General features: G+C 60.3%; 22 protein-coding genes. 8 read left to right on the top strand and 14 right to left on the bottom strand.

What is annotated here, in order from left to right:
• Window positions 1–158: 158 nt before the first annotated feature.
• Together Q5H89_RS21315 and Q5H89_RS21310 are read left to right on the top strand one after the other, a co-directional pair.
• Window positions 159–866: a cytochrome b/b6 domain-containing protein gene (locus Q5H89_RS21315; RefSeq protein WP_305021356.1), complete on the top strand. Its 708-nt coding sequence runs from the start codon at window positions 159–161 to the stop codon at window positions 864–866.
• 27 nt (window positions 867–893) lie between these two features.
• Complete coding sequence (locus Q5H89_RS21310) at window positions 894–1,778, top strand: molybdopterin-dependent oxidoreductase (protein WP_305021355.1); 885 nt, start codon at window positions 894–896, stop codon at window positions 1,776–1,778.
• 123 nt (window positions 1,779–1,901) lie between these two features.
• Here the strand turns inward: Q5H89_RS21310 and Q5H89_RS21305 are convergent, their stop codons facing one another.
• Window positions 1,902–2,297 carry a hypothetical protein gene (locus tag Q5H89_RS21305; RefSeq protein WP_305021354.1) on the bottom strand — a complete coding sequence of 132 codons (396 nt, stop codon included), beginning with the start codon at window positions 2,295–2,297 and terminating at the stop codon, window positions 1,902–1,904.
• 26 nt (window positions 2,298–2,323) lie between these two features.
• On the bottom strand, window positions 2,324–2,485 hold the full coding sequence (locus Q5H89_RS21300) for a DUF2256 domain-containing protein (RefSeq protein ID WP_305021353.1): 162 nt from the start codon (window positions 2,483–2,485) through the stop codon (window positions 2,324–2,326).
• A 105-nt stretch (window positions 2,486–2,590) separates the two neighbouring features.
• Here Q5H89_RS21300 and Q5H89_RS21295 point away from each other — a divergent pair, with 105 nt between their 5' ends.
• Both Q5H89_RS21295 and Q5H89_RS21290 read left to right on the top strand, forming a co-directional pair.
• On the top strand, window positions 2,591–3,343 hold the full coding sequence (locus Q5H89_RS21295; RefSeq protein WP_305021352.1) for a class I SAM-dependent methyltransferase: 753 nt from the start codon (window positions 2,591–2,593) through the stop codon (window positions 3,341–3,343).
• A 17-nt stretch (window positions 3,344–3,360) separates the two neighbouring features.
• Window positions 3,361–3,768: an acyl-CoA thioesterase gene (locus Q5H89_RS21290; RefSeq protein ID WP_305021351.1), complete on the top strand. Its 408-nt coding sequence runs from the start codon at window positions 3,361–3,363 to the stop codon at window positions 3,766–3,768.
• A gap of 116 nt (window positions 3,769–3,884) precedes the next feature.
• Here Q5H89_RS21290 and Q5H89_RS21285 read toward each other — a convergent pair whose 3' ends face one another.
• Window positions 3,885–4,427: a DinB family protein gene (locus Q5H89_RS21285; protein WP_305021350.1), complete on the bottom strand. Its 543-nt coding sequence runs from the start codon at window positions 4,425–4,427 to the stop codon at window positions 3,885–3,887.
• Between the two features lie 177 nt (window positions 4,428–4,604).
• Here Q5H89_RS21285 and Q5H89_RS21280 point away from each other — a divergent pair, with 177 nt between their 5' ends.
• Both Q5H89_RS21280 and Q5H89_RS21275 read left to right on the top strand, forming a co-directional pair.
• The gene (locus Q5H89_RS21280; RefSeq protein ID WP_305021349.1) at window positions 4,605–6,290 is read left to right on the top strand and encodes an ABC1 kinase family protein; all 1,686 of its coding nucleotides are present in this window, start codon (window positions 4,605–4,607) and stop codon (window positions 6,288–6,290) included.
• Between the two features lie 248 nt (window positions 6,291–6,538).
• Window positions 6,539–6,928 carry a Uma2 family endonuclease gene (locus Q5H89_RS21275; protein WP_305021348.1) on the top strand — a complete coding sequence of 130 codons (390 nt, stop codon included), beginning with the start codon at window positions 6,539–6,541 and terminating at the stop codon, window positions 6,926–6,928.
• A gap of 14 nt (window positions 6,929–6,942) precedes the next feature.
• On the opposite strand, the gene Q5H89_RS21270 is transcribed toward Q5H89_RS21275, so the two are convergent.
• From Q5H89_RS21270 to Q5H89_RS21255, 4 genes are all read right to left on the bottom strand, one after another.
• The gene (locus Q5H89_RS21270) at window positions 6,943–7,848 is read right to left on the bottom strand and encodes a helix-turn-helix transcriptional regulator (protein WP_305021347.1); all 906 of its coding nucleotides are present in this window, start codon (window positions 7,846–7,848) and stop codon (window positions 6,943–6,945) included.
• A 10-nt stretch (window positions 7,849–7,858) separates the two neighbouring features.
• Entirely contained in the window at window positions 7,859–8,794 is a 936-nt protein-coding gene (locus Q5H89_RS21265; RefSeq protein ID WP_305021346.1) for a PD-(D/E)XK nuclease family protein, read from the bottom strand.
• A gap of 226 nt (window positions 8,795–9,020) precedes the next feature.
• Complete coding sequence (locus Q5H89_RS21260) at window positions 9,021–9,254, bottom strand: hypothetical protein (protein WP_305021345.1); 234 nt, start codon at window positions 9,252–9,254, stop codon at window positions 9,021–9,023.
• On the bottom strand, window positions 9,242–9,820 hold the full coding sequence (locus Q5H89_RS21255) for a hypothetical protein (protein ID WP_305021344.1): 579 nt from the start codon (window positions 9,818–9,820) through the stop codon (window positions 9,242–9,244). The genes Q5H89_RS21260 and Q5H89_RS21255 overlap by 13 nt, the downstream gene beginning before the upstream one ends.
• Window positions 9,821–10,012: 192 nt before the next feature.
• On the opposite strand from Q5H89_RS21255, the gene ppk1 reads away from it, so the two are divergent.
• Window positions 10,013–12,355, top strand: coding sequence for a polyphosphate kinase 1 (ppk1, locus tag Q5H89_RS21250; RefSeq protein ID WP_305021343.1), 2,343 nt, complete (start codon window positions 10,013–10,015; stop codon window positions 12,353–12,355).
• 154 nt (window positions 12,356–12,509) lie between these two features.
• Here ppk1 and Q5H89_RS21245 read toward each other — a convergent pair whose 3' ends face one another.
• The 5 genes from Q5H89_RS21245 to Q5H89_RS21225 form a co-directional block, all read right to left on the bottom strand.
• Window positions 12,510–13,487: a Ppx/GppA phosphatase family protein gene (locus Q5H89_RS21245; RefSeq protein ID WP_305021342.1), complete on the bottom strand. Its 978-nt coding sequence runs from the start codon at window positions 13,485–13,487 to the stop codon at window positions 12,510–12,512.
• 36 nt (window positions 13,488–13,523) lie between these two features.
• Window positions 13,524–14,525 (bottom strand): virulence protein RhuM/Fic/DOC family protein, encoded by a 1,002-nt coding sequence (gene rhuM / locus Q5H89_RS21240; protein ID WP_305021341.1) that lies wholly within the window; start codon window positions 14,523–14,525, stop codon window positions 13,524–13,526.
• Between the two features lie 62 nt (window positions 14,526–14,587).
• The gene (locus Q5H89_RS21235) at window positions 14,588–15,748 is read right to left on the bottom strand and encodes a BamA/TamA family outer membrane protein (RefSeq protein ID WP_305021340.1); all 1,161 of its coding nucleotides are present in this window, start codon (window positions 15,746–15,748) and stop codon (window positions 14,588–14,590) included.
• Between the two features lie 256 nt (window positions 15,749–16,004).
• Window positions 16,005–19,739 carry a hypothetical protein gene (locus Q5H89_RS21230; RefSeq protein WP_305021339.1) on the bottom strand — a complete coding sequence of 1,245 codons (3,735 nt, stop codon included), beginning with the start codon at window positions 19,737–19,739 and terminating at the stop codon, window positions 16,005–16,007.
• A gap of 158 nt (window positions 19,740–19,897) precedes the next feature.
• Window positions 19,898–20,659, bottom strand: a complete 762-nt coding sequence (locus Q5H89_RS21225; RefSeq protein ID WP_305021338.1) for a glycosyltransferase family 2 protein — start codon at window positions 20,657–20,659, stop codon at window positions 19,898–19,900.
• 356 nt (window positions 20,660–21,015) lie between these two features.
• Between Q5H89_RS21225 and Q5H89_RS21220 the strand changes: the two genes are divergently transcribed.
• Window positions 21,016–21,918, top strand: coding sequence for a prohibitin family protein (locus Q5H89_RS21220; RefSeq protein WP_369810687.1), 903 nt, complete (start codon window positions 21,016–21,018; stop codon window positions 21,916–21,918).
• A gap of 105 nt (window positions 21,919–22,023) precedes the next feature.
• Here Q5H89_RS21220 and Q5H89_RS21215 read toward each other — a convergent pair whose 3' ends face one another.
• Window positions 22,024–23,802: an ABC transporter ATP-binding protein gene (locus Q5H89_RS21215; protein ID WP_305021336.1), complete on the bottom strand. Its 1,779-nt coding sequence runs from the start codon at window positions 23,800–23,802 to the stop codon at window positions 22,024–22,026.
• A gap of 73 nt (window positions 23,803–23,875) precedes the next feature.
• Window positions 23,876–24,244, bottom strand: coding sequence for a DoxX family protein (locus Q5H89_RS21210; RefSeq protein WP_305021335.1), 369 nt, complete (start codon window positions 24,242–24,244; stop codon window positions 23,876–23,878).
• Window positions 24,245–24,261: the final 17 nt, after the last annotated feature.

Genomic DNA, 24,261 nt, shown 5'->3' with positions numbered 1-24,261 from the left:
TACACGCGCGCCGGCCGAAAATAAAAATAACAGGTTTGGCGTAAGGTCGGCCTGGCCGCCGCGTCTGCCCCTGCGTTCGCCCGCCTGAACCGTGGCCGCGCCCGTTCTTAGTTCAGCCGGCGACTTACTTTCGTAGGCGCATCCGCATTCTGGCTTTTATGAAAAAACTTGTTGAGAAGCACCCCCTAGCCATTCGCTGGTTTCACTGGGTCAATTTTCCGGTGCTGGCGCTCATGATTTGGAGCGGGCTGTGGATATACTGGGCCAATGACATTTACCGCCTCGGCTGGGGCAACACCACGCTCTACAAGTTTTTCCCGCAGTCGTTTTACGACGCCACGCACCTCGACCACAAGCTGGCCCAGGGCATGGCCTGGCACTTTCTGCTGATGTGGGTGTTTTTTATAAATGGCTTGCTGTATGTGCTTTACACGCTGTTTTCGGGCGAGTGGCGCTACCTGCTGCCCAACCGCCATTCCTTCCGCGAGGCCATTGAGGTAACGCTGCACGACCTGGGCCTGCGCCAAGCCGCCCCGCTGGTGCAGAAGTACAACGGCGCCCAGCGCCTGGCCTATACCGCCGTCATTCTCATGGGGTTGGGCTCGCTGCTTACGGGGCTGGCCATTTATAAGCCCACGCAGTTTGGCTGGCTCACGCAGGGGCTAGGGGGCTATGAGGCGGCGCGGGTCGAGCACTTTGTGCTCACCATCGGCTACGTGCTGTTTTTTATCGTGCACGTGGCGCAGGTGGGCCGGGCGGGCTGGAATAATTTCCGCTCGATGGTGGCTGGCTTCGAAATTGAGGACGTGCCCGCCGGCGCCGCCAGCCCCCGGCTAGCCCCGCGCGAACCCGAACCCAAGGCCTGATTGTTTGCCCGCTAGTCTATCCGCATTATGGCCCTGGAACCTACTTCCAACCCCGAAAAACCTATTCCGCCGCACGTATCGCCCGACGGCGAGAACCTGACGCTGCCGCCCGGCTCGGCTCTCGACCGCGAAGCCACGCGCCGCACCCGGCGCTCGTTTATTGGCCTGGGGCTGGCGGGCGTGGCCGGCGTGCTGGGCTGGCGCTACCTGCTCAGCCGCCCCGATGCTGATGGCACGCCCGCGCCCTTCCGCCGCGTGCTCGACGCCAACGGCCGCCTCTCGGCCGCCTACTTCCGCGAAACCCGGCTAGCCCCCGAGTTTGCCAAAAGCCAGGGCGTGCGCGAGGTGCGCACCAACGGCGACGCCGGCCTGAACTCGGAAATCGACCTGGCGGCCTGGCGGTTAAAAGTTCGGCCTTACGCCAAGGATATCACTTACGCCGAACACGATAGGACGCGGGAGTTTACCCTGGCCGACATTAAAGCGCTGCCGCGCATCGAGATGACGACCCAACTCAAGTGCATTGAAGGCTGGAGTATTGTGGTGAACTGGGCCGGGGCGCGCTTCGTCGATTTCCTGGCGAAATACCCGCTCGCTACGCTGAGCGGCCAGCCTATCAAGGACGTGGCCAACCCGCCCGCCGACCTAGCGCCCTACGTCAGCCTCGTGACGCCCGATGAGGAATACTACGTGGGCCTCGACATGCACAGCGCCATCCACCCCCAAACGCTGCTTTGCTACGAGATAAACGGCCAGCCCCTGAGCCTGGAGCACGGCGCGCCGCTGCGCCTCGTCACGCCCCTCAAGTACGGCATCAAGCACCTCAAGCGCATTGGCACCATCGCCTTCGCCGACCAGCGCCCCGCCGATTACTGGGCCGAGCAGGGCTACGACTGGGACGCGGGACATTAGGAAAACGCGCCAACAAAAGCAGAACGTCATGCTGAACGCAGTGAAGCATCGTTAGGTTAAGTACCCCTAGCGGCATGAGCGAGATGCTTCGCAGGCTCAGCATGACGTCCTTTCGGTAGACATCTACATCACCACGCGCACTTCATAGTGCTCGATGTCAGGGTTTTGGGTGTTGGGTACGCTCCAGGCGCCCACGCGGCTGGGGCCGTAGCCCAGGTTTACTTTCACCCACTCGTTGCGGGTGGGCAGCAGGCCGATGATGTCCTGGCTGAGGCGGTCGATGGCCTCCTGGGCATCCTGGTGCTGCAGGGCCAGCTCATCGGCGTGCTGGTCGAACGAGCCGGTGGGCGGGCGCTGCTCGAAAGCGGCGGCCGAAGCCGCTACGTTGGCATCGTGGGTGGGCTCGTTGCGCTCAGCAATGGTGAGCTTGCGCAGGTCTTCTTTGGCGGCGAGGTAGGCTTCTACTTTCTCCACGAGGGGCTGGAGGTCGGGGTTGAGGTAGTCGAGGTTGGAGGCCATGGGGGGCAGGTGTTAAGAAAACAGAGTCAGGTAGTGGGCGCGGGGGCGGGCTTGTTGCGCTGGCATTTCTCGCCGCAATATTTCACTTCCGGCCAGTTGTTGCGCCACTTTTTGCGGTACTCGAAGGGCAGGCCGCAGGTAGCGCAGATTTTGGTGGGAAGCTGGCCTTTTTTGAGTGGAGCAGCCATACAAAAAGTAAAAAAGCGAAAAGCTGCCGGACCTTTACCGGCCGGCTAGGCGGTGTTTACGTTTAAACCTGCCCCGCCGGCCATCTCTTTTTGCGTCCTTCCTTTATGTCTTCCCACGCCCCCGACCTCATCGGCCAGGCCCTGCTCGACTACCAGCACGGCCACCCCAAAGCCGCGCTCACGGTGCAGTGCAGCGCCGCCGATGACGAGCAGCTGCCCGCCGCCTACTTCTTCCGCACCCTGCTGGCCATGCCCGAGCTGGAGCGCCAGGCCCTCGACGAGTGCCGGGGCCGCGTGCTCGACCTGGGCGCCGGTGCCGGCTGCCACGCCCTGGAGCTGCAAAGCCGGGGCTTCGCCGACGTGCGGGCCATCGACCACTCGGCCGGCGCCGTGCAAGTGATGCAGGCCCGCGGCGTGCAGCAGGTGGCCCAGCACGATATAATGGCCCCGCGCGCCAACGGCGAGCGCCCCTACGACACCATCCTGATGCTGATGAACGGCCTGGGGCTGGCCGGCACGCTCGAAGGCCTCGATAAATTTCTGGCCTACGCGCGCACGCTGCTCGCCCCCGATGGCCAGATTCTGGCCACCTCCTCTGATATCAGCTATCTCTATGAGGATGAAGACGGTGCGCTGGTGTTCAACCTCAACGGCCCGTACTACGGCGAGGTCACGTACACGTTTCAGTACAAAGGCCAGGTGGGCGAGCCCTTCCCCTGGTTGTTCATCGATGCCAGCCTGCTCGAAGATGCCGCCCGCACGGCCGGCTACGAAACCGAGTTTTTGGGCGAAGACGAGGGCGGCCAGTATTTGGTGCGCCTCACCCTGGTAGGTGGCTTTGAGCCCGCTATCGATTAATTGAAACCCGCTGTAATATGCCTCATAGTCAGAATTATACCGTGCGCTGGGCCGAGCTTGACCCCAACGGCCACATGCGCCACTCGGCCTACGCCGACTTTGCCGCCGACCAGCGCGTGCACTGGCTGGCCAGCCTGGGCTTCGACGTGAAGAAATTTGCCGAGCTGCGGCTAGGCCCCATTCTCTTCCGCGAAGAAACCAAGTACCTGAAGGAAATCCACGGCGGCGAGGCCATTCGGGTGGAAGGCCGCGTAACGGGCGGCACACCCGACGGCTCGCGCTGGACCATCGAGCACACCCTTTATAAAGCCGATGGCCGGCTAGCCGCTACCGTCACCGTCGATGGCGCCTGGCTCGACCTCGACCGCCGCAAACTCACCGCGCCGCCCGCCGAGCTAGCCCAGGCAATGGCCGTGGAGGGCTAAATAGGTAAAAAAGCCAACCTGCTAACCAAGGAATCACCTTACCCGCACAGTTGCACAAGGCACGCAGGCAAGGTGCTTTTTTCGTCAGTAGGTTGGTTATTATTAAGTAACTAGTTTTATTTGAGCACCTTGCTAATGCGGTTGAGTTGCTGCTGGTGGTGCAGCGTATGGTCAAGCACCGAAGTCACCGTTTGGCCAATAGTGAGCCAGCCGGCACGCGGGTGCTTGAAAACCGTGTGGTTGAGCTTGGTACCCGGAAACTCGTGCAGCACCTGCTCCAGCTCGCGGCGCACCGCTGCCCACTCGGCGCGCAGCTCGGGCAGCGGCGGCAGGGTAGTGGGGTCGGGTGGGGGCGGCAGCGTGGGCGGCACCTTAAATCGCAGGCCCGGCACGCGCAAGGCCAGGCGCAGCAGCAGCCCGCGCAACTTATGCTTGAGGCTGACCAGCTGCCACTTGCTGTGGTCGGCGGCCAGGGCGCGGCGCAAGGCCCCGGCAATACTTTTTTCGGCCGTTAGCAGGTGGTGAATGACCTGGGCGGCGGCCCACTGGCCCGGCACGGGGTGGGTGTGGGCGCGCGGCCCCAGCGCTTCGGCCGAGGCCAAGGCTCGCTCGGTGGCCAGGTCGAGCTGCTCCATCAGGAGGTGTAAACGGTTGGTCATAAAAGGAGCGGGTGGGAGGGTGGCGGGCAGGGCGTAGATTTGGCTAAAAGGTAAGCACGATGCTGGCAAGCAGCGGGCGATTTTCTTTGCGTAGTGCGGCCGGCGGTGCCAGGTGCCGCAAACTTCGTGCAACCTCCGGGCTAGCTGGTCGGCTACTCATACTAAGCGGCTTATTGCGTGCTATTTAAAAATACGATATCTAATCTGGCGCGGATTCGGCAGGTAGCCGAGGTGTTGCTGCGCTACGGCTTTGAGGACGTGGTGACCACCACGCCCCTGCGCCGCCTCGTGAGCCAGAGCCGCCGCCTGCGCTGGCTCGAAGAAGACCAGCGCCCGGTGTTTGAAACCACGCGCTGGGAGCGTATTCGCTTGATAATAGAGGAGCTAGGCCCTACTTTCATCAAGCTGGCCCAGGCCCTGAGCAACCGCGCCGACCTGCTGCCGCAGGCCCTCATCGACGAGTTTGAGAAGCTGCAAAGCAACGTGCCGCCCTTTCCCACGGAGGAGGCGCGCCAAATTATTGAGGCCGAGCTGGGCCGCCCGCTCGGGGAGGTGTTCGTAGAGTTCGACGACGTGCCGCTGGGCTCGGCCAGCATTGGGCAGGTGCACCGCGCGCGCCTGCACACGGGCGAGGAAGTGGTGGTGAAAATTCAGCGCCCCGGCGTGCGCGACAAGGTGGAGGGCGACCTGCGCCTGCTGCACGAGCTGGTGCGCCTTACGGGCACCTTTCTGCGCAACCAGGGGCTAGCCAACCCGCAGGACGTGGTCGATGCCTTCGAGCGCAGCATGACCAAAGAGCTGGATTACACCTCCGAGGCGCGGGCCATGGAGCAGATGCGCAAGCTCTATGAGAGCTACGCGACCTTCTACATTCCGCGGCCCTATCGCGAGCTGAGTACCGATAAAATCCTGGTCATTGAGTTTGTAAACGGCTGTAAAATAACCGATAAGGTGCAGCTGCTGGCCTGGGGCCTGCGCCCCGAAACGGTAGCCGAAACGGGCATGGATATCTACCTGACCCAGATATTCGAGTTCGGGTTTTTCCACGCCGACCCGCATCCCGGCAACGTGCTGGTGCGCCCCGATGGCACGCTGGTGCTTATCGACTTCGGCATGGTGGGCAAGCTCACCAAGCAGCAGAAATACGCCTTTGCGGGCGTGTTTATCGGCATGGCCCGGCAGGATGCGCGCAGCATGGCCCTCAATTTCCGGCGGCTATCCTTGAGCAGCGACATCCCGGATATGCGCGCCTTCGAGGCCGATTTGAGTTTGCTTATCGAAGACTTTGCCGTGCTCGATGTCAAGGACATGAGCATGAGCGACCTGGCCGACTCGCTGCAAGGCATTATCTATCAGTATAAGTTGCAGGTGCCGGGGGCAGTATTTCTCATCTTGCGGGCCCTTGTTATTTTGGAAGGTATTGGCAAGGTGCTGCACCCCAACTTCAACACCTTCGAGTTTGTGCGGCCCTACGGGGCCAAAATCCTGCGCGAGCAGTATTCGCCCGAAAATATCCTGAGCGAGGCCGAATACACGGGCACCCAGCTGCTGGCCCTGCTGCAAACGCTGCCCATCGACCTGCGCCAGATAATGCGCAAAATCAGCAAGGGCGACCTGCGCGTGAAGGTGGAGCTGAGCGGCTACACCAGCCTGCTGCGCAAGGCCGACCAGCTCGTGGGCCGCACCATTCTGGCCCTGCTGCTGCTGGCCAGCATCCTGTTTGCGGGCCTGAGTTTGCTAGGGCACTACCCGCCCGAGATGCCGTATTTCCGGGGGCTGCCGGTCATCACGTGGTATAGTTTGGGGGCTAGCCTGTTCTTATTGCTGCTGCTGACGATGCCGCAGCGCGCCCGGCGCGAATAGGTGGCTCTGCGTAATTCAGAGACATGCCCCCGGCGCTCCCCCGATTATTACCGACTTTTCGCAACTCGACCCCAACGGCAGCTAGCCCTATGCCGACTACCTGCGCTGGCACTTCACCGAAATAGTCGAGTTGCTTCGCAGCAAAATCGTGCGTAAAATGGTTGGTCCCGCGCTGGTTCAGCAGCGCATTTCCAGCAATTTGCGTGGTGAGTTGTACGCATACCTGAAGCATAAGCCCTGCCAGGTATTTGCCGCGCTTTTTGATTGATGTGCGCCTGTTGGGGAGCCCCGGCTACGGCGATGCCCAGATTCGTGCCGTGGTGCAGCCCGACCTGTGCGTGGTGTGCGACTCCCGGCCAAGCTGCGTGCGTGCGGCTGCCCGGGCACACCCGACTGGATTATTGAAACTGTGTCGCCCGACCCGCCTTAACGTGGCCACTAAGTACGACCTCTATACCGAAAGCGGAATGGGCGAATACTGGCTGGTATTCCCGAAGGAGAAAGTTGTGCAAGCCCTTGTGCTGGCTGAAAAAGGCGAGTGCCGGCTAGCCAATGAGTTTGATGGGGCTAGCTGCCTGCCCAGCCATACCCTGCCCGAGCTAGCACCGGAATGGACCGCTGTATTCGTGGATGTATAGTATTGACTACTAATTCAGTTGCCGGCCTCGGTGTGCTGCGCCCGCAGCCACCTGCGCAGCCCGGCCGGGGCTAGTACCTCTACCGCCGGCCCGTAGCTGAGCAGCTCCATGCGCAAATCGTGCGTGTCGAATACGGTGAGGGTCAGCCGGATTTCAGCTTCATTGTGCACCAGCACGCGCTGCGAGGCGTGCAGCGGGTAGGCCAGCGCGTAGCGCCCCTGCTGCGGCGAGAAGCGTAGAATAATTTCCTGCGGCGCTTCTTCCGCTGCATCGGGCCGGATGATGCCGAAGGCATTTTCGTAATATGTGGCCGCGTCGAAATCAGCGGGCGGCGCGAATTTCTGCTTTGTCACGCGCAAGTCACTGATGCGGTCGAGGCCGAAGCAGGCTAGCCAGCCGCTGCCCGCCATCGCGGCCAGCACGTACCAACGCCCCCGAAATTCCTTGAGTAGCAGTGGCCCTGCTGTGCGCGCTACTGCCGCATCTTCCCAAAACTTCTGGTACTGAAACTCGACCAGGCAGCCCGCTTGCGCCGCCCGCAGCAGCGGCCGCAGGTGTTCGAGGCCCTGCGCCCGCCGGGTTTCGGACTGCACAAACGGGGCCAGCGCCGCCGGTAACCGAAAAAAATCCTGCAACTCGAATGCTTCTAGCAGGCGCGCGTGCTCGGGCAGCAGCGCCTCGGTTTCGGCGATGTAGTAGCCCGCCGCTTTGCGCGACTTGATGGTGATACCGAACAGCTCGGTTATCTCCCCGATATCGCGCTGCAACGTGCGCTGGCTATACCCAGCGTCGAAGTCACCGACACTGGTTTCTTGTAGCAGGTAGCGCTGAATTTCAGCAAAAGGCAATGCCCGCCCGCGCATCGCCTGTAGCCGGCGCACCAGGTGAAGCTGGCGGAGAAGGTGAGCACGGGCGGGCATTGGAGAGAGCTTATTCTTCTAGGTCGGACCAACTATAAGCGCGAAGCTTTTCAGCTAAGTCGGCTGTGTTTATCGGGTCTAAATCATGTACTCCAAAATACCGCTTACTGCCAAGCATACCACCATGACTATCTTTTTCAAAATTAGTTTCCACTAAAGGTCCTAAAACAAATACTCTTGTAGCCCAATCCTCATCTGGATACAGTGCAATTCGTTTTGTTCTAGCAATATCTAGTAATTCTTGATTGGGGCGATTGGTATTGTTCCATAATAATTTTGCTTCGCCGTTTTCCCCTTCAGCAATATCAACAACGCCCCAGATTTCGGCTACCTGTCTTACTGATTTCCACCAATACATACCTAAATACTGGCAACGGTCATGCTTATAAGCGCCGCCAGAGGCGGGGCATATGTATACATTTTCACTAACAAGTTGAGAGTGAAAAGCACCGCAATTACACACATCTAACCAATTTCTCCAGTTTGGTAACAAGCTGGCTCCATTTAAGTAACCTTTAAAATCTTCAACTGCTTCTGCTAGCGCAGGAGAAATATTCGGTTGCTGAACAGCCGTTACAAAATCTTCAAAAGTGACCGCAGCAAATAAAATGCGTCCTTGGTAAGTAGTACGAATAGTTTCTTCAATATTATCAAAATCCCGTTCTGACTTGTTTTCAAAGTTTGAAAGCGCCAGCAATACTTTAACATTTGCTGTTTCCTTATCTAATTCGGAAAGATAAGTTTCCAACTGTTCGTCATAAAACCAATCCCAGCGCTTTGTTTCAATATAAACAGCAAAAGAAGGCTGTGTTATAAGGCCGTCAATTATACTGCCATTGCGACCAACCTGCTGACGAAAATCTACTCCAATTTGTATTCCCGAGCTGTCACCAACAAGTGATGATAAGGCAGAGGATAATAATTTTGGATTTTCCTGATATAGCATTCGTAATAGAAGCAAGCAGTAATTAGTAGTGCGGTTTTCGGGTTGGTCATACCCGGAAAACAAACTTATCTCTTTTCCCATGTTGTTTTTTGGTTGTTGGTTGGAATAAAAATGCAGCGCAAGCTACTTCTAGAATCTACTTAATCACCGTTTCCTAAGACGCTTATAGCAATCACGCTCCCGCGCACCCACCACTATATCCATCTGAGCGGTTCGTGGCCGTTTTCTACACACCCAGATGCCCCTGTATACCCAGCCCGCAATAACTCCTCCCACGCCACCCGCGCCCCCGATATTGCGTAGCCACTGCCACAATAAACCGCAGCAGCTTTTCCTCAGCTTCCGCAGCCAGCCCCAGCGGCTGGGTAGCGGCCAGGCTCTGCAAAAAAGGAATAGCCTGGGCACGGTCAGTTTCCCAAGTGGGGTTGGTGGGCTGCTTGGATATTTTTAGTTGGCGCATGGGATAAGGCTAGGGAGCCTAAAGAAAGTTGTAAAACTGAACTCCGGTATCAGGCCTGGTAGGGCCAGCAGCAGCCACACCTGCATGGCCCCGGCCGCTACCATTGCTTGCTCGCTGTGGCCGAAAACCATTTCGCCCTCGTCGCGCAACAGCACGGTGTGAATGGTTTCTGTGATTTCGCTTAGCTCGTCCATTTCCAGCGGGGCGGCAGTACTAGACACGATGAAAAGCAGCGCCCGCCGGGCCGGCTGCTCATCGGCATCTGATGGCAGAGCCGATAGTAGTTGTCGCAGAGCCTCGGCGGTGCGAGCAGGGCCGGTTGTTTCTGTCTTTGCTGCCCGCATGGCCCCGGCTCCGCATAGTACCGTGGATACGTCGTCCATAGCAATACTACCGGGCAGCGCAGGGGTGCTGGCTAGCAAGTGGTGCAGGTCAGTAAGCCAGGCCAGCAGGGCTTCTTGGTGCGGGGCTTGTGCGGTCAGCTGGGTCGGGGTTGCGGTAGTTTCCCAAGTGGCTAGCGGGGCGGCTGGCGTAGGCGGGGCGGGCGGTGTGGTTGCAGCGGGCATCGGACAATGAACTGACGACAGCCCAAAGGTGTCAGGTCACCGCGCCAAACCACGTCGTTTTCGGGCTGGCCTAGATTATTCTTTTGCGGCCCGCACCCGCCCAACGCCTGCCGGGCCGTTATTTTGTCGAAAGCTGCGCCTGCGCTGGCAGAATCTTCGTAATCTGCCCTAGCTGCAAAATCTACGTTTTTTATGAAACTCTTCAAATCGGCCGACCTTATCCGCAAAAGCAAGTATATCAGCCGCGATTTGAGCTGGCTGCGCTTCAACTACCGGGTGCTCGACCAAGCCAAGGACCCTAGCCGCTCGCTCTTTGACAAGCTGCGCTTTTTGAGCATCACCAGCTCGAACCTCGACGAGTTTTTCATGATTCGCGTCGGCTCGCTCTATAATTACCTCGACTACGGCAAGGAGCGCGTCGACTACTCGGGGCTGCGCGAGCTGCCGTTCCGGCGCAAGCTGCTCGATTTCGCCCATCGCTTTGTCAACGACCAGTCGCTCACGTACTTAAACGAGCTAAAGCCGCAGTTTGAGAAGCAGGGATTCAGCATCAGAAGGGTAGAGGAGCTGACAGAAGTGGAGCTGAAAAAAGTGGAAGGCTACTTCAAAAACACCGTTTTTCCGCTGCTCACGCCTATGGTATACGACTCGTACCACGGCTTCCCGCTTATCATCAACCAGGTGCTGACGTTTGGGGTGGTGACGCGCGAAATGGGGGCTCCCGAAGCCGCAACCCTGGCCAACCCGCTGCCGCCCGATGTGGAAAAGGGCCAGGAGCGCCTCACGTTCGTGCAGATTCCACAAAACCTGACGCGCTTCTTTGAAATCACGCGCAAGGACCGGGTGGTGTTCGTGCCCATCGAGGAAATTGTGCGGGCCAACCTGCCCAAGCTGTTCCGCAACGTCGAAATCGTGTCGGCCGACCTGCTGCGCATCACCCGCAACGGCGATTTTACGCTGGAAGAATCGGAGGACATCGACAGCAACTTTATCAAGGAAATCCAAACCGGCCTCAAAACGCGCAAGCGCGGCCGGGTGGTGCGCGTGGAGGTCGAGCCCGACGCCTCGCCCTACCTCATGAACATCCTGCGCGAGCGCTGGAACATCGACAACGGCAACATTTTCGTTATTCCGGTCTTGCTGGATATGAAGGGGTTAAACCAGATTTTGCGCTATCCCAGCTTCAAGGGCAAGGGCGCTAAGCTGCCCGCGCCGGTGCTGCCGCTAAGCCTGCCCGAAGGTGCCGAGGACAACATGTTTGAGTACCTCAAGCACCACGATGTGCTGCTGCACCACCCCTATAATTCAATTGAAACGGTGGTGCGCCTGCTGGAGCGCGCCGCCGAAGACCCGCAGGTGCTGGGCATCAAGCAGACGATTTACCGCCTGGCCGAAGATTCGCGCGTGACCGCCGCCTTGCTCAAGGCCGCCGAGAATGGCAAGCACGTATCGGTGCTGTTTGAGGTGAAGGCGCGCTTCGATGAGGAGCGCAATATTCGGGAGGGCGCCCGGCTCGAAAAGGCCGGCTGCTTCGTCATCTACGGCGTGGGTAAGTACAAGACCCACACCAAGATGCTGATGATTATCCGCAAGGAAGGTGAAAAGGTGACGCGCTACGTGCATATCGGCTCGGGCAACTACAACGAGCAAACCTCGCGCCTCTACACCGACCTGAGCATGCTGACGACTAACGATACGTATGGCCACGACGTGTCGGAGTTCTTCAACGTAATCACCGGCCACTCGCAGCCCGACGACTACGAGTACCTCATCACGGCCCCGCGCGACATGCGCCAGCAGCTCATCCACCTCATTCGCGAGGAGGCTAAGAATGCTAAAAAGGGGCTAGCCAGTGGCATCGTGATGAAGATGAACTCGCTGGAAGACCGCGAGCTGATTGACGAGTTTTACAAGGCCAGCAAGGCCGGCGTGCCCATTCGCTTCATTGTGCGGGGCATCTGCTGCCTGCGGCCGGGCCGCGTGGGCCTGAGCGAAAATATTGAGGTAAAGAGCATTGTGGGCGAATACCTGGAGCACGCCCGTCTGTTTTACTTCCACCACAACGGCGAGGCGCGCCTCTACGCCGGCTCGGCCGATGCCATGGTGCGCTCCTTCGACCGCCGCATCGAGGCACTGTTTCTCATTGCCAACCCGCAGCTGCGCCGCGAGGCCATTCACATCCTGCAGCTCAACCTGCTTGATACCCAAAACAGCTACCTCATGCGCGAGGATGGCGCCTACATCTGCCAGCGCCCGGCGCCCGGCGAGCCGGCCCTCAATATTCACCGCGATTTCTACCGCCGCCCCGACGAGGCGCAGCTAGCCCAGGCCACGCCCGAAGGCCTGCTAGCCCTGCTGCACGACCAAACCGCCAAGCGCCGCCAACTGGCCGCCGCCGAGGCGGAGGCCGCCGAAGCTGCGTCGGTGCTGCCCGAAGTAGAGGATGGAGCCGACGATTTCGGCCAGGGCGAAGCCCTGATGGAAGCGGAAGTGGAGCAGGAAGCTGATATCGCCGCCACGGTGGTGGATGAGTAGGCTAGCCGGTTAGCTTATTAAGCAGACAATAGGCTATTATGCTGAACAAAGTGAAGCATCTCATTCGAATCGTTGGGGGTACCCTAGCGGTGCGAGTAGGATGCTTCACTTTGTTCAGCATGACGGCCTCTTAGTGTATCTCAGCTTGGCTTACTTACACCAGTGGCCCGTTCTCCACATCGGCCACGGGCAGAATGCTAGGGTGCACATTGGGGCTGATTTCGTCGAAATACTGCTCGAACAGTGCTTGCAGCATGCCGTCTTTCAGGCCAATGTCGGGCACTATCATGCTGCTGACGCCGGCCCACTCCATGGCGGCAAGGTAGATGTGGCCGGCGGGCACAATCACGTCGGCGCGGTCGGGGTTAAGCAGGGCCACGTTCACGCGCTCGCTCATGCTGAGACCGTTGAGGCGGTCGAGGATGGCCTGCACGCTGCGCTTGGTAACCGGCTTGGTAGGCGCGGCCGGCGACATGCTGTAAATCTTGTTGATGTTGCCACCCGTGCCGATGGCGCGCGTGACGTGGTAGCGGCGAGCGTTTTCGCGCACCCAGGCTTCCATGCGCTGCCACAGGCCGTTCATTTCTTCCACGGTGCGGCCGCTTTCTTCCTGCTGCATGCGCCGGATGGAGCCGATTTCGAACGACTGCGCGGCCACCTTGCGGCGGTCGTGGTAGATGTTGAACTCGGTGCTGCCGCCGCCTACGTCGATGTGCAGGTAGTGGCGGTTGTCTTCGAGCACGTGCTCAATCACGCGGTTGATGTACGAGGCTTCGGCCTGGCCGTCAATTACTTGAATAGTGAGCCCTAGCTCGTCTTGCACGCGCTGGGCTACGGCCGCGCCGTTGGCGGCCGTGCGCATGGCCGAGGTGGCGCAAATGAGGTGGTGCGATACTTCGTGCACCTCCATCAAGAGCTTGAGCGAGTGCAGAAACTTGACGAACTTATCGGCCTTGCGCGGCGGAATTTCGCCGGTGGCAAACACGTCTTCGCCCAGCCGCAGCGGGTAGCGCACGTACTCGACGCGCTTGAGACGGTAGCGGCCCTGAAAAAACAAGACTGCCGAAATCTGGCAGCGCACGGCGTTGGAGCCAATATCGATGGCGGCGAGCTTGGTCAGCTGATACTCCATCGGGCAAAGGTAGGGCTAGCAGATTATGCCTCAGCGCTAGTTTTCGCCGTTAATAAGGTTTACTACCAGCGTCGCCATCACGTCTTTGTCCTCGGGCCGGCTCTCGGCAATAAGCAGCGTGAGCGCCACCAGGGCATTATCGGCCAGGCGGCGCGCCCCATCGGGCCGGTAGAGGCAGCCATTGCGGTCCAGAAAATACACGAACAGGAAGGCCGCGATACGCTTATTGCCATCCGAAAAGGAGTGGTTTTTAACCACGAAATACAGCAGATTTGCCGCCTTTTCCTCCACGCTAGGGTACATATCCTGCCCGCCAAAGCTCTGATAGATAGTGCGTACCGAGCTTTCGAAAGACTTGTCTTTTTCGCGTCCGAACAGCTCGGAGCCCCCGAATTGCACGCGCAGCGCGTCAATGGCCTGCATGGCGCGCTCGTAAGTCAGCTCGAAGCCGGCCTCGGTGGCGGGCGCCACGGTGTCGCGGGCTACGCGCAGGCGCTGGTGGTCGTACTGGTCGAGCACGTCGAGGGCGCGGGCGTAGTCGCCCAGAATGCGCAGCAGCGCGTCCGACTGGTCGGCCGTCAATTCCTGGCTAGCCGCTACTTCGGCTTGCAGCTGCACGAGGCGCTTGAGGTCGGCTAGCTGGCGCTGGCTTTCGCGCAGGCGTTTTTCATTCAGCACGAAGCCCTGCACGAGGTACTGGCGCAGCACCTGCGTGGCCCACTGCCGAAAGCTGGTGCCGCGCTTAGACTTTACGCGGTACCCGACGGAGATAATGACGTCGAGGTTGTAGTATTTTACTGTGTATTGGCGACCATCAGGAATAACTGTCAAGGATTCCTTGACAGTTGTCTCTTCGAGAAGTTCTTCCTCCCGAAACAGGTTGCGAACGTGCAGGCTAATGTTCTGTTTAGTAGTTTCAAACAGTTCTGTCATCTGCGCCTGCGTCAGCCACACGGTATCGTGGTCGAGCTGCACGTCGAGCTGGATTTGCCCGTCGGGCGACTGGTAAAGAAGAACGTCGGAGGAAGCAGGAGACATGCGGCGGCTAGGCTAAGAACCAGCAAGATATAGCTGATTTTAATAACCAGTCAACCAGCTACTTAAAATACCTCGCCCAGGTTCAGCGAAAGGCCGCGCGAGCCGTCGAAGCCGAAGCCGTAGTCTATGGCCAGGTTGGTGCGCGAGGCTTTGTTGAGGTTCAGGCGCAGGCCGGCGCCCACGGCGGGCACTACCTTCTCGAAGGTGCCATTTTCGACCCGGCCGTGCGTCACGCTTAGCTCGGTTACGCTTTGGGCATTGGTGAAAACCACGCCCCCTAGCAGGCGGTTGCGGGTGATGCCGAAGCGGTATTCGGCCTCGCCGTAGACAAAGTTTTTGCCCCGAAACCGGCCCTGGATGAAGCCCCGGCCGGTGTTGCCATACATATCCCAGCCGGTGGCGGGCAGGTCGAGGAAGGGCGGATTGCCACTGAGCGTAAACGTGTTATATGACCACAGCGCCAGGATATTGGGCGAGTAGCGCGAGGGGTGCAGGTACACCCGGCCTTCGAGCAGCAGACTCTGGTAGTTGGTGTCGCTGCCCAGCCACTGGCGGTTGGTGCGGTACTGGGCATTAAGCAGGTAGCCGCCCTGCGGGTTGAGGGCATTGGCGCGGTTGTCGTGCAAGGCGCTGACAACCAAGCCGGAAGAAGTGGAGCGGTCCGACACGCCGTAGGTGTAGCGCGAGATGCTGGCTACCTCGCGGCGGCTGTTGCGGCTCACGATGTCCCAGTGGTCATCGTATTGGTACCCTAGCCCCACGTACCAGGCCGGGGCCACGCGCCGAAAGGCGGTTTGGTAAAGCCGCAGGTACTTATAGTCCATACTCACTACGCCGCCGGTAGTGCTGGTGTACATGCCCAGGCCGTAGGTGCTTTGCGGATAGCGCATTACGCGCCAGTCATTCACCAGGTTCCAGGTATTATTGGGCTGCCAGAGTGAGGAAGTAACCGTAAAAATGAGCTGCTCCTGGGCCGTGTACTCGGCCGCACCTACAATGGTCGAAACGTTGGCATTGCGCCGCTGAAAAGCCGAGCTTAGCGCCAGCTCCACCACGGCGCCGGTTTGCTGCGAGTAGCCCACCACCGGCACTACCAGCAGCATGCGGCGGCCATGTTGCAGGCCCAGCGAGTCGTGGGTAGGGATGTGGGCCAGCCGGGCAAACGTGTCGTGCGCCACATCGGCCACATCGCGGGGGGCCGGGCGCGGGGCGGGTACTGCCACGGTTTGAGCAAAGCCGCAGTGAGCCAGCAGCGTTAACGCCGCTAGCCCGCCCGCCCGGCGCCCCATTGCTCGCATAAAAGTAAAGTACACGTGAACCAAATAGTTGCGAAAGCCAGCCGCCTGGCTAAGGTACCTCGGCCCGCGCACTTTTCAGCGCTCAGACTTCAGAATTTCACAAAGGTTCAATGGCTGACGTCCCGGTGGCCCAAACTATCGGCCGGCGGCCCGGCTACATCGACCGGGCCGCCGGCCTGGGCTACTTATCGATGCGGAAGCCTAGCCCAAACTGCACGAGGCTGTTCTCCTCCGACACCTGGTAGGAGATGGAAAAGGCCAGCGTTTCGACTACCGGCGCAATGTAAAAGCCGCCGCCGTAGCCCGCGTGCCAGCCGCCCGGCGAGCTGCCGTTGTAGTACACCCGGCCCTGGTCGTAGAAGCCAAACACGCCGTAATAAAACGGCAGAAAGTGGTTTTTGCTCTGGCCCAGCGCAAAGCGCAGCTCCGAGTTGAAATACAGGCTGGCATCGCCCGTGAAGCGGTTGCGGTAGTAGCCGCGCAGGTTTTCGGCCAGCCCCAGGCTGGTGAGCTTGTAGAACGGAATGGCCGAATCGGGGCCGTAGTTTTTGGCGCCGCCGCCCTTCAGGGCCAGCGTAATCGGGATGCCGAGCCTAGCGGTGCCCAGGTACTCGGCCGAGGCCTGGGTGAGGCCGAAGGTGCGCTTATCGCCGGTGAGCTGCTGGTACGAGTCGTGGCGCAGCAGCAGGCGCACGCCGCGCTGGGCAAACACTTTGCGGTTGCGCAGGTCGATGTCGAGCAAGGCGTTCAGGCCTAGCAGGCGCTGGTTGGTAGCGTTGGGGCGGTTGAAGCGCATAGAGTCGGCAGCGGCAAGCTCTAGGCCGAGTTCACTATTAGCGGCATAATCACTGTTATAGTACTCGTAGCTGGGGCCGAAGCGAAACACGCTGCGCTGCCAGAACACGCGCTCGCCAAAGGCCTTCACCGTGAAGCCGCGGTAGCGGGCGCGGTAGAATTTTACGTCGTACAAATCCTGGCTAATCTGGGTGTTGTTGCCGATGCCGAAGTAGTTGTAGAACGGGAAGAAATTGCCGTAGCTGGCCTCCGCCCCAATGTCTACCTTGCCAATGGCGTAGCGGTGGCGGCTGGCCGCCGTAAGCTGCAACTGCCCGCCCGTAGAGGCCTGCAAATCGAAGTCGTAGCGGTTCTTGTAGCCCGGCTTGCGAAAGCCCTGGCGCACGAAACCCACGCCCAGGCTTACCCCCACGCCATCGTTGCGGTTGTAAAACAGGCCGGCCCGGGGCGCGTAATTATTAAACTCAAACGCCTCACGGTCATACAAATTCACGTAGCGACTGGCGCTGCGGTGGTCATCGGTTTCGGGGCCAGCGGTGAGGTCAGTATTAGGCGAGTCGTAGACTTTGGTAAGCGTGCGCAGGCCCGCGGCCCGCGAGTCGTCGGTGATTTTGTCCTTGCCCTCGCCGCCAATCACGCGCACCAGCATGCTGCCCGCGCCGCCGTCGCCGGTTACCTGGAAAATATCCTGGCCATCGAGGCCGTAGAGGTCCACTTCCTGGGTTTCGCCGGGCTCAAAGGTGCGGTCAAACAGCGCCGGGCCGTTGGGCTCTTGCGTGTCGCCCTTGCGGTCGAATTCCTGCACGCGCACCCGGCCACCGGCCAGGCGCTCCACCTTGAAAATCTCGGCCTTATTGGAGCCCACTACATCGACACGGCTAGCCAGTAGCAAATAGTAGCGGTCGATGGCCTTCGGTAATTCCTGAATCCGTGCCTTGAGCTTGCGGTTGATTTCCTGGCCCGAAAGACCTTGAATCTCAGTGGGCAGCGTGGCGGTGGCCTCGTCGATTACGGCGGGCGTGAGCTGGGTTTGCAGGTACTGGGCTGCGTCCTGCCAATCCTTCCGCGTCAGGCTTTGCAGCAGAAAGCGGTCGAGGTGGCGGGCCGGCCAGTTCAGACTTTTCATGTCGTGAAACTCGCTGCCGAAGTCCTCAATGCTGGGCACGGCCCACTCGCGGTTGGCCAGGTAGGTCAGCAGGCCGTTCCACTTGGTGAAGGCCTGGTCGCGGTCGCGCGGAATGGGGCGGTACACGCTGCCTTTGCCCTTGCCCTGGTCGTAGCCGGCCCATTTCCAGTTGTCTTCGTGCTTGCCAAAGTCGGCCACGAGCATGTCGAAGGCGCGGGCGCGGGCTAGCGCGGGCGCGTCCACGCGGTTGTCGTGGTCCTTGTAGAGCTTGCGGAAAAAGCTGAACGAGCGCGTCACCTCATCCGACTTACCGAAGCCGGCCAGGTTGGGTTTGGGGTCGGTGGGCCGGTCTTCCAGCGTGCCGAGCAGGCCGGCGTATTCCTGGCGGTAGGGGCCTAGCTGGTTGTTGTCGGGCAGGCGAAACAGGCGCGGGCGGGCGTGCAAAATGTCGGTATGGTCGAGCAGCGCGCTGATGGGCAGGCCCGAGTACGGGTTGGCCGTGGCCGTAATATCCTTCAGAATATCCGACACGAACGACTGTTGCAGCTCGGGCGGCAGGATGCCCGTCACGTCCTTATCAACCGAGCGAAACACGTACTCCGAGCTGTCGGCCGCGATGAGTTTGAGCGAGGTCGTCTGGCGCCCGCCGCCGCGGCCAAAGGGCCGCAGGCCGCCGCGCTCGGTGTTGAGGTCCAAGGTTTTGACTTGCACCGGGGCTAGCCACGACGAGCGGTAGAGCGGCCCGATAAAGAAGCGCTTGCTCTTACCGGCCGTGTATTCGGGCCCCGGCACTACCGTCGTAACGGCCTGATACGGCGCCTCGGGCTTTTGCTCGGCGGGCGTTTTGGCCACGCTGGGGCACTCGGTGATAAACGAATTGACGGGCACCTGCGCATCGGTGCCGCTGGCGCAGGGCGAGCGAAATAGCGTGCCCGCATACGCCTCCTTCACCGGCTGGCTAGCCTCCCCAAAGGTGAAGAACCGGCTCTTCACCGTGCCGTCGGCGTAGTAGTCGAGGGTGGCGTAGCCGTCGGCCTGCTCATTATAAAGTGAAGTGTTGCTGACGCCCACGTGCTGGCTCTGGGCAAAGCTGCCGGCCACCAGATGGTAGCTACCCTGGAAGGGTGTCAGCTGCAACGAATAGTCGTGCGCGGCGGCGTACACCACGCCGGGGTTGGTGCGCAAGGTATTGTTGAGCAGCTCCTTGCGTAGCTCCTGGTAGCCGGGGCTAGCCAGGTCGCGGGGCGAGCCTACGTTTTGGCGGTAGGCGGCGTAGATGGTGCCCAGCACCGGCGGGGCCAGGTGGCGGCTCAGCGGCTCGTGGCCGCCGTACACGCCGTTGGTCACTACCGGGTGGTGGCCCAGCAGCAGCAGGTTTTTGCCCTTCGTGTCGTCAATAATGTCTTGCAGCTGCTCGCGAAATTCCTCCTTGGTCAGCGTTTTGCAATCGGTATCGGGCGCCTCGGGGCGGTCGTAGGGGTGCGTAAACCAGGGCGTGTTCAGGGCCACCAGGCGCACCAGTGGAGCCACGTCTACCACCTCGGGGCCGGGGCAGCCGTTGGTGGGCACGAAGGCATTCTGGCCGGGCAGTTGCTTCTCAATGTACTTCTCCAGGCGGCGCACCGCCTTCAGACCGTGGCGGCCCGAGTTGGCCCAGTCTTTATCGCCGGGCACGAAGTAGATTTTGCCCAGCGGCAAGCCTTTCACCAGGTTGATAAAGGCATCGGCGCGGCTTTTCTCCTGCTCCGACAGCACTGAGTCTTTCTTCGAGGCTAGCCCCTCGTTGCCCACAATATCGCCGAGATGCACCACGGTAAAGGGCGTTTTTTGCTGCTCCAGCACCTGGCGCAACTGCTGGAGGCGGGCAATGGGCAGCTCGCCCTGGGCGGTGTTGCCGAGCAGAAAAACTGTGTGCGCCGGCGGGGCAGTTTGGGCGGTAGCCGTAGTGAGAGCCAGCCAGCAGAAAGAAAGAAGAGCGAGAAAAGGTGCGCGCATAGATGAAGGATTAGTGTGCCACTTACGCAAAAACGGCACTGAGGTATACCTAAGGCTTGTTTGCGCTTATTCTCAAAGGCTTAAAAAACGCAAAAAGGTATTGTGTCTTTCCCACGACGGAAGACACAACACCTTTCTTGCCGCTTCTGCGCGTGTACTTACTCGCCGGGCGCCGCAATGCCCAGCGCCCGCAGCTGGCTAGCGTACTTGTCATAAATAACGCGCAGGTCGGCGTTGTGCCTGGCCGCGTCTATGCCCTGGCTCACGTTGGCCGAGTGGAAGCGGTGCAGGTGGCTGTAGTGCGGGCACACCACCGGCAGGTGCCCGGCCAGCAAAAAGCGCACGTAGAGGTCGAGGTCTTCGGCCATGGCCAGCTCGGGGTCGTAGCCGCCCACCTCATCGAGCAGCGCCTTGCTGTAGCACACGTTGCCCTGGATGAAGTGCTCGGCCCGAAAAATAGCCGTGAGCATCGCCGTAGGCGAATCAAATTTCCAGGCGTAGTAATCCTCGTTGGGCAGGTAGCGGGCCTGCTCATCCACGCGCAGAAAATCGGCCACCAGCCAGGGGCGGCCGGGGTTGGCCGCGATGGCGGCCGCGTAGTGGTAAAGCGTGCGCTGCAGCAGCAGGTCATCGTCGTCGAGGGGCACCACCCAGGCCTCGGCGGGCGTGTGCTGGCTCAGCTCATTGCGGGCAAAGCCAGGGCGCTTGGGGCTAGGGTGCTGCCAGTGGCGCAGGGACGGGTAAGGCTGGGCGGCGGCTTCAGCGAGCACGGCGGCGGTGCCGTCGTCGGGGCCATTCTGGTAGAGGAGGTGCTCGAAGGAAAAATCCAGCGGAGCCGAAATGCTGGCCCGCACGCTGGCAATGGTTTCGGGCAGCAGCGCACGCCGCTGGTGGGTAGGAGTGATGACGGTAAAATGCATGGCGTCTTCATTCGGGCGAAGCCGGCGAAAAGTTGCGGCTAGCCTGGCTGGCCCGGTCCGGCGGGTGTAATGCAGGGCTAGCGGCTGGCGATAAAAGCTGCACCAGTCTGCCGCTGCGGGCAGCCCGGCAACCGGCCCTCGTGGCGGGTTAAACTCTTTGGCCGTGGCCGCACTAGTCCTTGAAAAATAATGTCCTACTACCGGGCGCGGCGCGTTACGGCGCTTGCCCAACTTAGGCCTTAGTCCGGCGGTAGCAGCTGACCCTAGCCACGCTGGTTGCCTTCGCGCAATCGGGCATTCTTTTTTCCGATTGCCACTTCATTTCATCTCCGTTTTTTTCGCTTTATCAGGTTATGATGCTCATTTTTCTTGGGTTTATCGTGCTCATCCTGGGCCTGAACGCCGCCCGCTACTCCGAGGGCTTTGCGCGGTGGCGCGGCGGGCTAGTGGCGCTGGGCACGGGGCTGCTGCTGCTAGGGGTCGCCTTTAGCACGGTGGTGCAGGTGGGGGTGGGGCAGGTGGGCGTGCAAACGCTGTTTGGCAAGGTCGAAAACCGGGTGCTGGGGCCGGGCCTGAGTTTGGTGAACCCCCTGGTGAGCGTTACGCGCTTCGACACCCGCACCCAGAACTACACCATGTCGGCGGTGCGTACCGAGGGCCAGCAGGCCGGCGACGATGCCATCCGGGTGCTCTCGGCCGATGGGCTGGAGGTGGTTATCGACCTCACCGTGCTCTACCACGTGGTGCCGAGCCAGGCGCCCAAAATCCTGTCTACCATCGGCGAGGACTACCAGGAGAAAATCGTGCGCGCCATTGCCCGCACGCGCATCCGCGACAATGCCGTGTACTACGACGCGGTGGCGCTGTACTCGACCCGCCGCGAGGAGTTTCAGACGCGCATTCTGGCCGCCATCGAGAAGGATTTCAACAGCAATGGCCTCAAGCTCGACCAGCTTTTAATTCGCAACATTCAACTGCCGCAGTCGGTGAAAACCAGCATCGAAAGCAAGATTTCGGCCGAGCAGGATGCCCAGAAAATGCAGTTTGTGCTGCAAAAGGAAAAGCAGGAAGCCGAGCGCAAGCGCGTGGAGGCCCAGGGCATTGCCGACTACCAGCGCATCGTGAACACCGAGCTTAGCGACAAGCTCTTGCAGTACGAAAGCATCAAGGCGCAGCAGGCCATTGCCACCTCGCCCAATGCCAAAGTTATCATCATGGGCAAAGGCAACGGCGCCCAGATGCTGATTGGGGATAAGTAGTGGGTGCAGGCGCCTCACCTCACCCCCCGGCCCCCGGTTCGCTTGATGCGCGAAGCCTTAGGGAGAGGGGGCCGGGGGGGAGGTTGCACGTTAGAAGTGAAGGCCTTACGCTACCGTCGATACTTCCTTGCGCTCGCCAATCTGCTGGCGCCACATGGCGTAGTACAGGCCTTTCTGGGCCAGCAGCTCGTCGTGGCGGCCGGCCTCGGCCACCTGCCCGCGCTCCAGCACAAAAATGCGGTCGGCGTGTAAAACCGTGCTCAGGCGGTGCGCGATGAGCACCGTAATGTGCTGGCGCGAACCCGACAGCTCGCGCACCGTGCGCCCGATTTCTTCTTCCGTAAGCGAGTCGAGGGCCGAGGTGGCCTCGTCAAAAACCAGTAGCGTGGGGTGGCGCAGCAGGGCCCTGGCGATGCTGAGGCGCTGCTTTTCGCCGCCGCTCACCTTCACGCCGCCCTCGCCGAGCACGGTGTCGAGGCCCTTGGGGGCGCGGGCCAGCAGGCCATCGGCCGCTGCCTGGTGCAGGGCGTGCAGGCACTCTGCGTCGGTAGCCTCGGGGGCCACGAAGCGCAGGTTTTCGCGGATGGTGCCGGCAAAAAGCTGCGTATCCTGCGTCACGAAGCCGATTTGCTCGCGCAGCACGTCGAGGTCCACGTCTTTGCTCGGGATGCCGTTGTAGAGAATCTCGCCCGCCAACGGCGGATACAGGCCCACGAGCAGCTTCACGAGCGTGGTTTTGCCCGAGCCGCTAGGCCCCACGAAGGCGATGGTTTCGCCCACTTTCACTTCAAAGGAAATATCGGACAAGGCCGGCGCCGGGGCCGTGAGGTGCTTGAACGTGACGTGCTCGAACGCCAGCTGCTCGATGCGGCCCACGGCCTGCGGGTGGGCGGGCTTCACGTCGCGCGGGGTGTCGAGAATCGTCTGGAAATTGCCCAGCGAAATCTGGGTTTCGCGGTAGGTGCCGATAATGGCCCCTAGCTCCTGCAACGGCCCAAAAATGGAAAACGAGTAGATAAAGAACGAGAAAAACTCACCCAGGCTGATATGGTTTTGCACCCGCAAGTACAAGAGCATCAAGATGATGATGTTGCGCAGCAAATTCACGAACGTGCCCTGCACAAAGCTCAGCGAGCGCAGGTAGCGCACCTTGCGCAGCTCCAGCTTCAGAATTTTGGCGGTGATGCCGTTCAGGCGCTCGGTTTCCTGCTGGGCCAGGCCCAGGCTTTTAATCAGCTCAATGTTGCGCAGGCTTTCGGTGGTGGAGCCGGCCAGCGCGGTGGTTTCGCCCACAATGGTCTTTTGAATGACCTTGATTTTCTTGCTCAGCGCAAAGCTCAGAATGCCCAGCAGCGGAATGGTGATAAAGTACCCAATGGCGATGGGCCAGTACACGGTAATGGCGTACCACATCACGAAAATGATGCCCACGATGGCCGTAAACAGCACGTTGACAAAGCTTTGAATGAGCTTCTCAACATCAATGCGCACCTTCTGGAGCTTGCCCAGAGTTTCGCCCGAGCGCTGGTCCTCAAACACCTGGTAGGGCAGGTCGAGCGAGTGGCGCAGGCCATCGGAGTACATGCGCGCCCCTAGCCGCTGGGTGATAACGTTGACGTAGTAGTCCTGGAAATTTTTGGCAATGCGCGACACCATTGCCACGCCCAGCATTATGGACAGTAATGGGATAGCTTGCCAAAAGAAAGGCCAAAATGACACTGCGCGAGCCCCAATGATTTCGGGATACTTCGCAGTAAATCTGTCAACTAACAGCCGGAAGTAATACGGGTCAAGCAGCGAAAAAACTTGGTTGATGGCAGCCAGCACCAAGGCCAGCACCAGCAGCGGCCAGTAGCGGCGGAGGTAAGAATAGAGGAGTTGCATAAAAAAAGCGCCGGGCTACGAACCCGGCGGTACTAACTAGTAAAGCGTCGGCGACGCCAGATGTTGCGCCGCGCTAGGCCAGCTGAGCCGGCGCCGGCCGCCGCAGCAGCAGGATAATGACTAGCCCCAGCAGCAGGCCCAGCGCCGGCAGCCCGTTGGGCAGCAGCCCGCCCGGTATTTTGGTGGCGTGCATAACCACCGCCCCAATCATGATAATGATGAGCCCCAGCGCGGCCGGCCGCACAAAGCGCGGCACTAACAACCCGATGCCGCCCAGCACTTCGCCTGCCGCCACCAGATAGGTAATAGCTGCCGGCAGCCCTAGCTTGCCAAACATGGCCACGGTATCGGTCAGGTGCAGGAATTTGTTGGCGCCCGAAAAAATCATGGCCAGGCCAATGAGCACTTGCAAAACCCAGGAAATAATGTTGCGCGCTGCCATAAGGAGTGTTGGTTGAG

Source organism: Hymenobacter cheonanensis (assembly GCF_030581075.1).
GTDB lineage: Bacteria > Bacteroidota > Bacteroidia > Cytophagales > Hymenobacteraceae > Hymenobacter.
The sequence above is the reverse complement of the archived record's forward strand: the minus strand, read 5'-3'. Positions and strand labels throughout refer to the sequence as shown.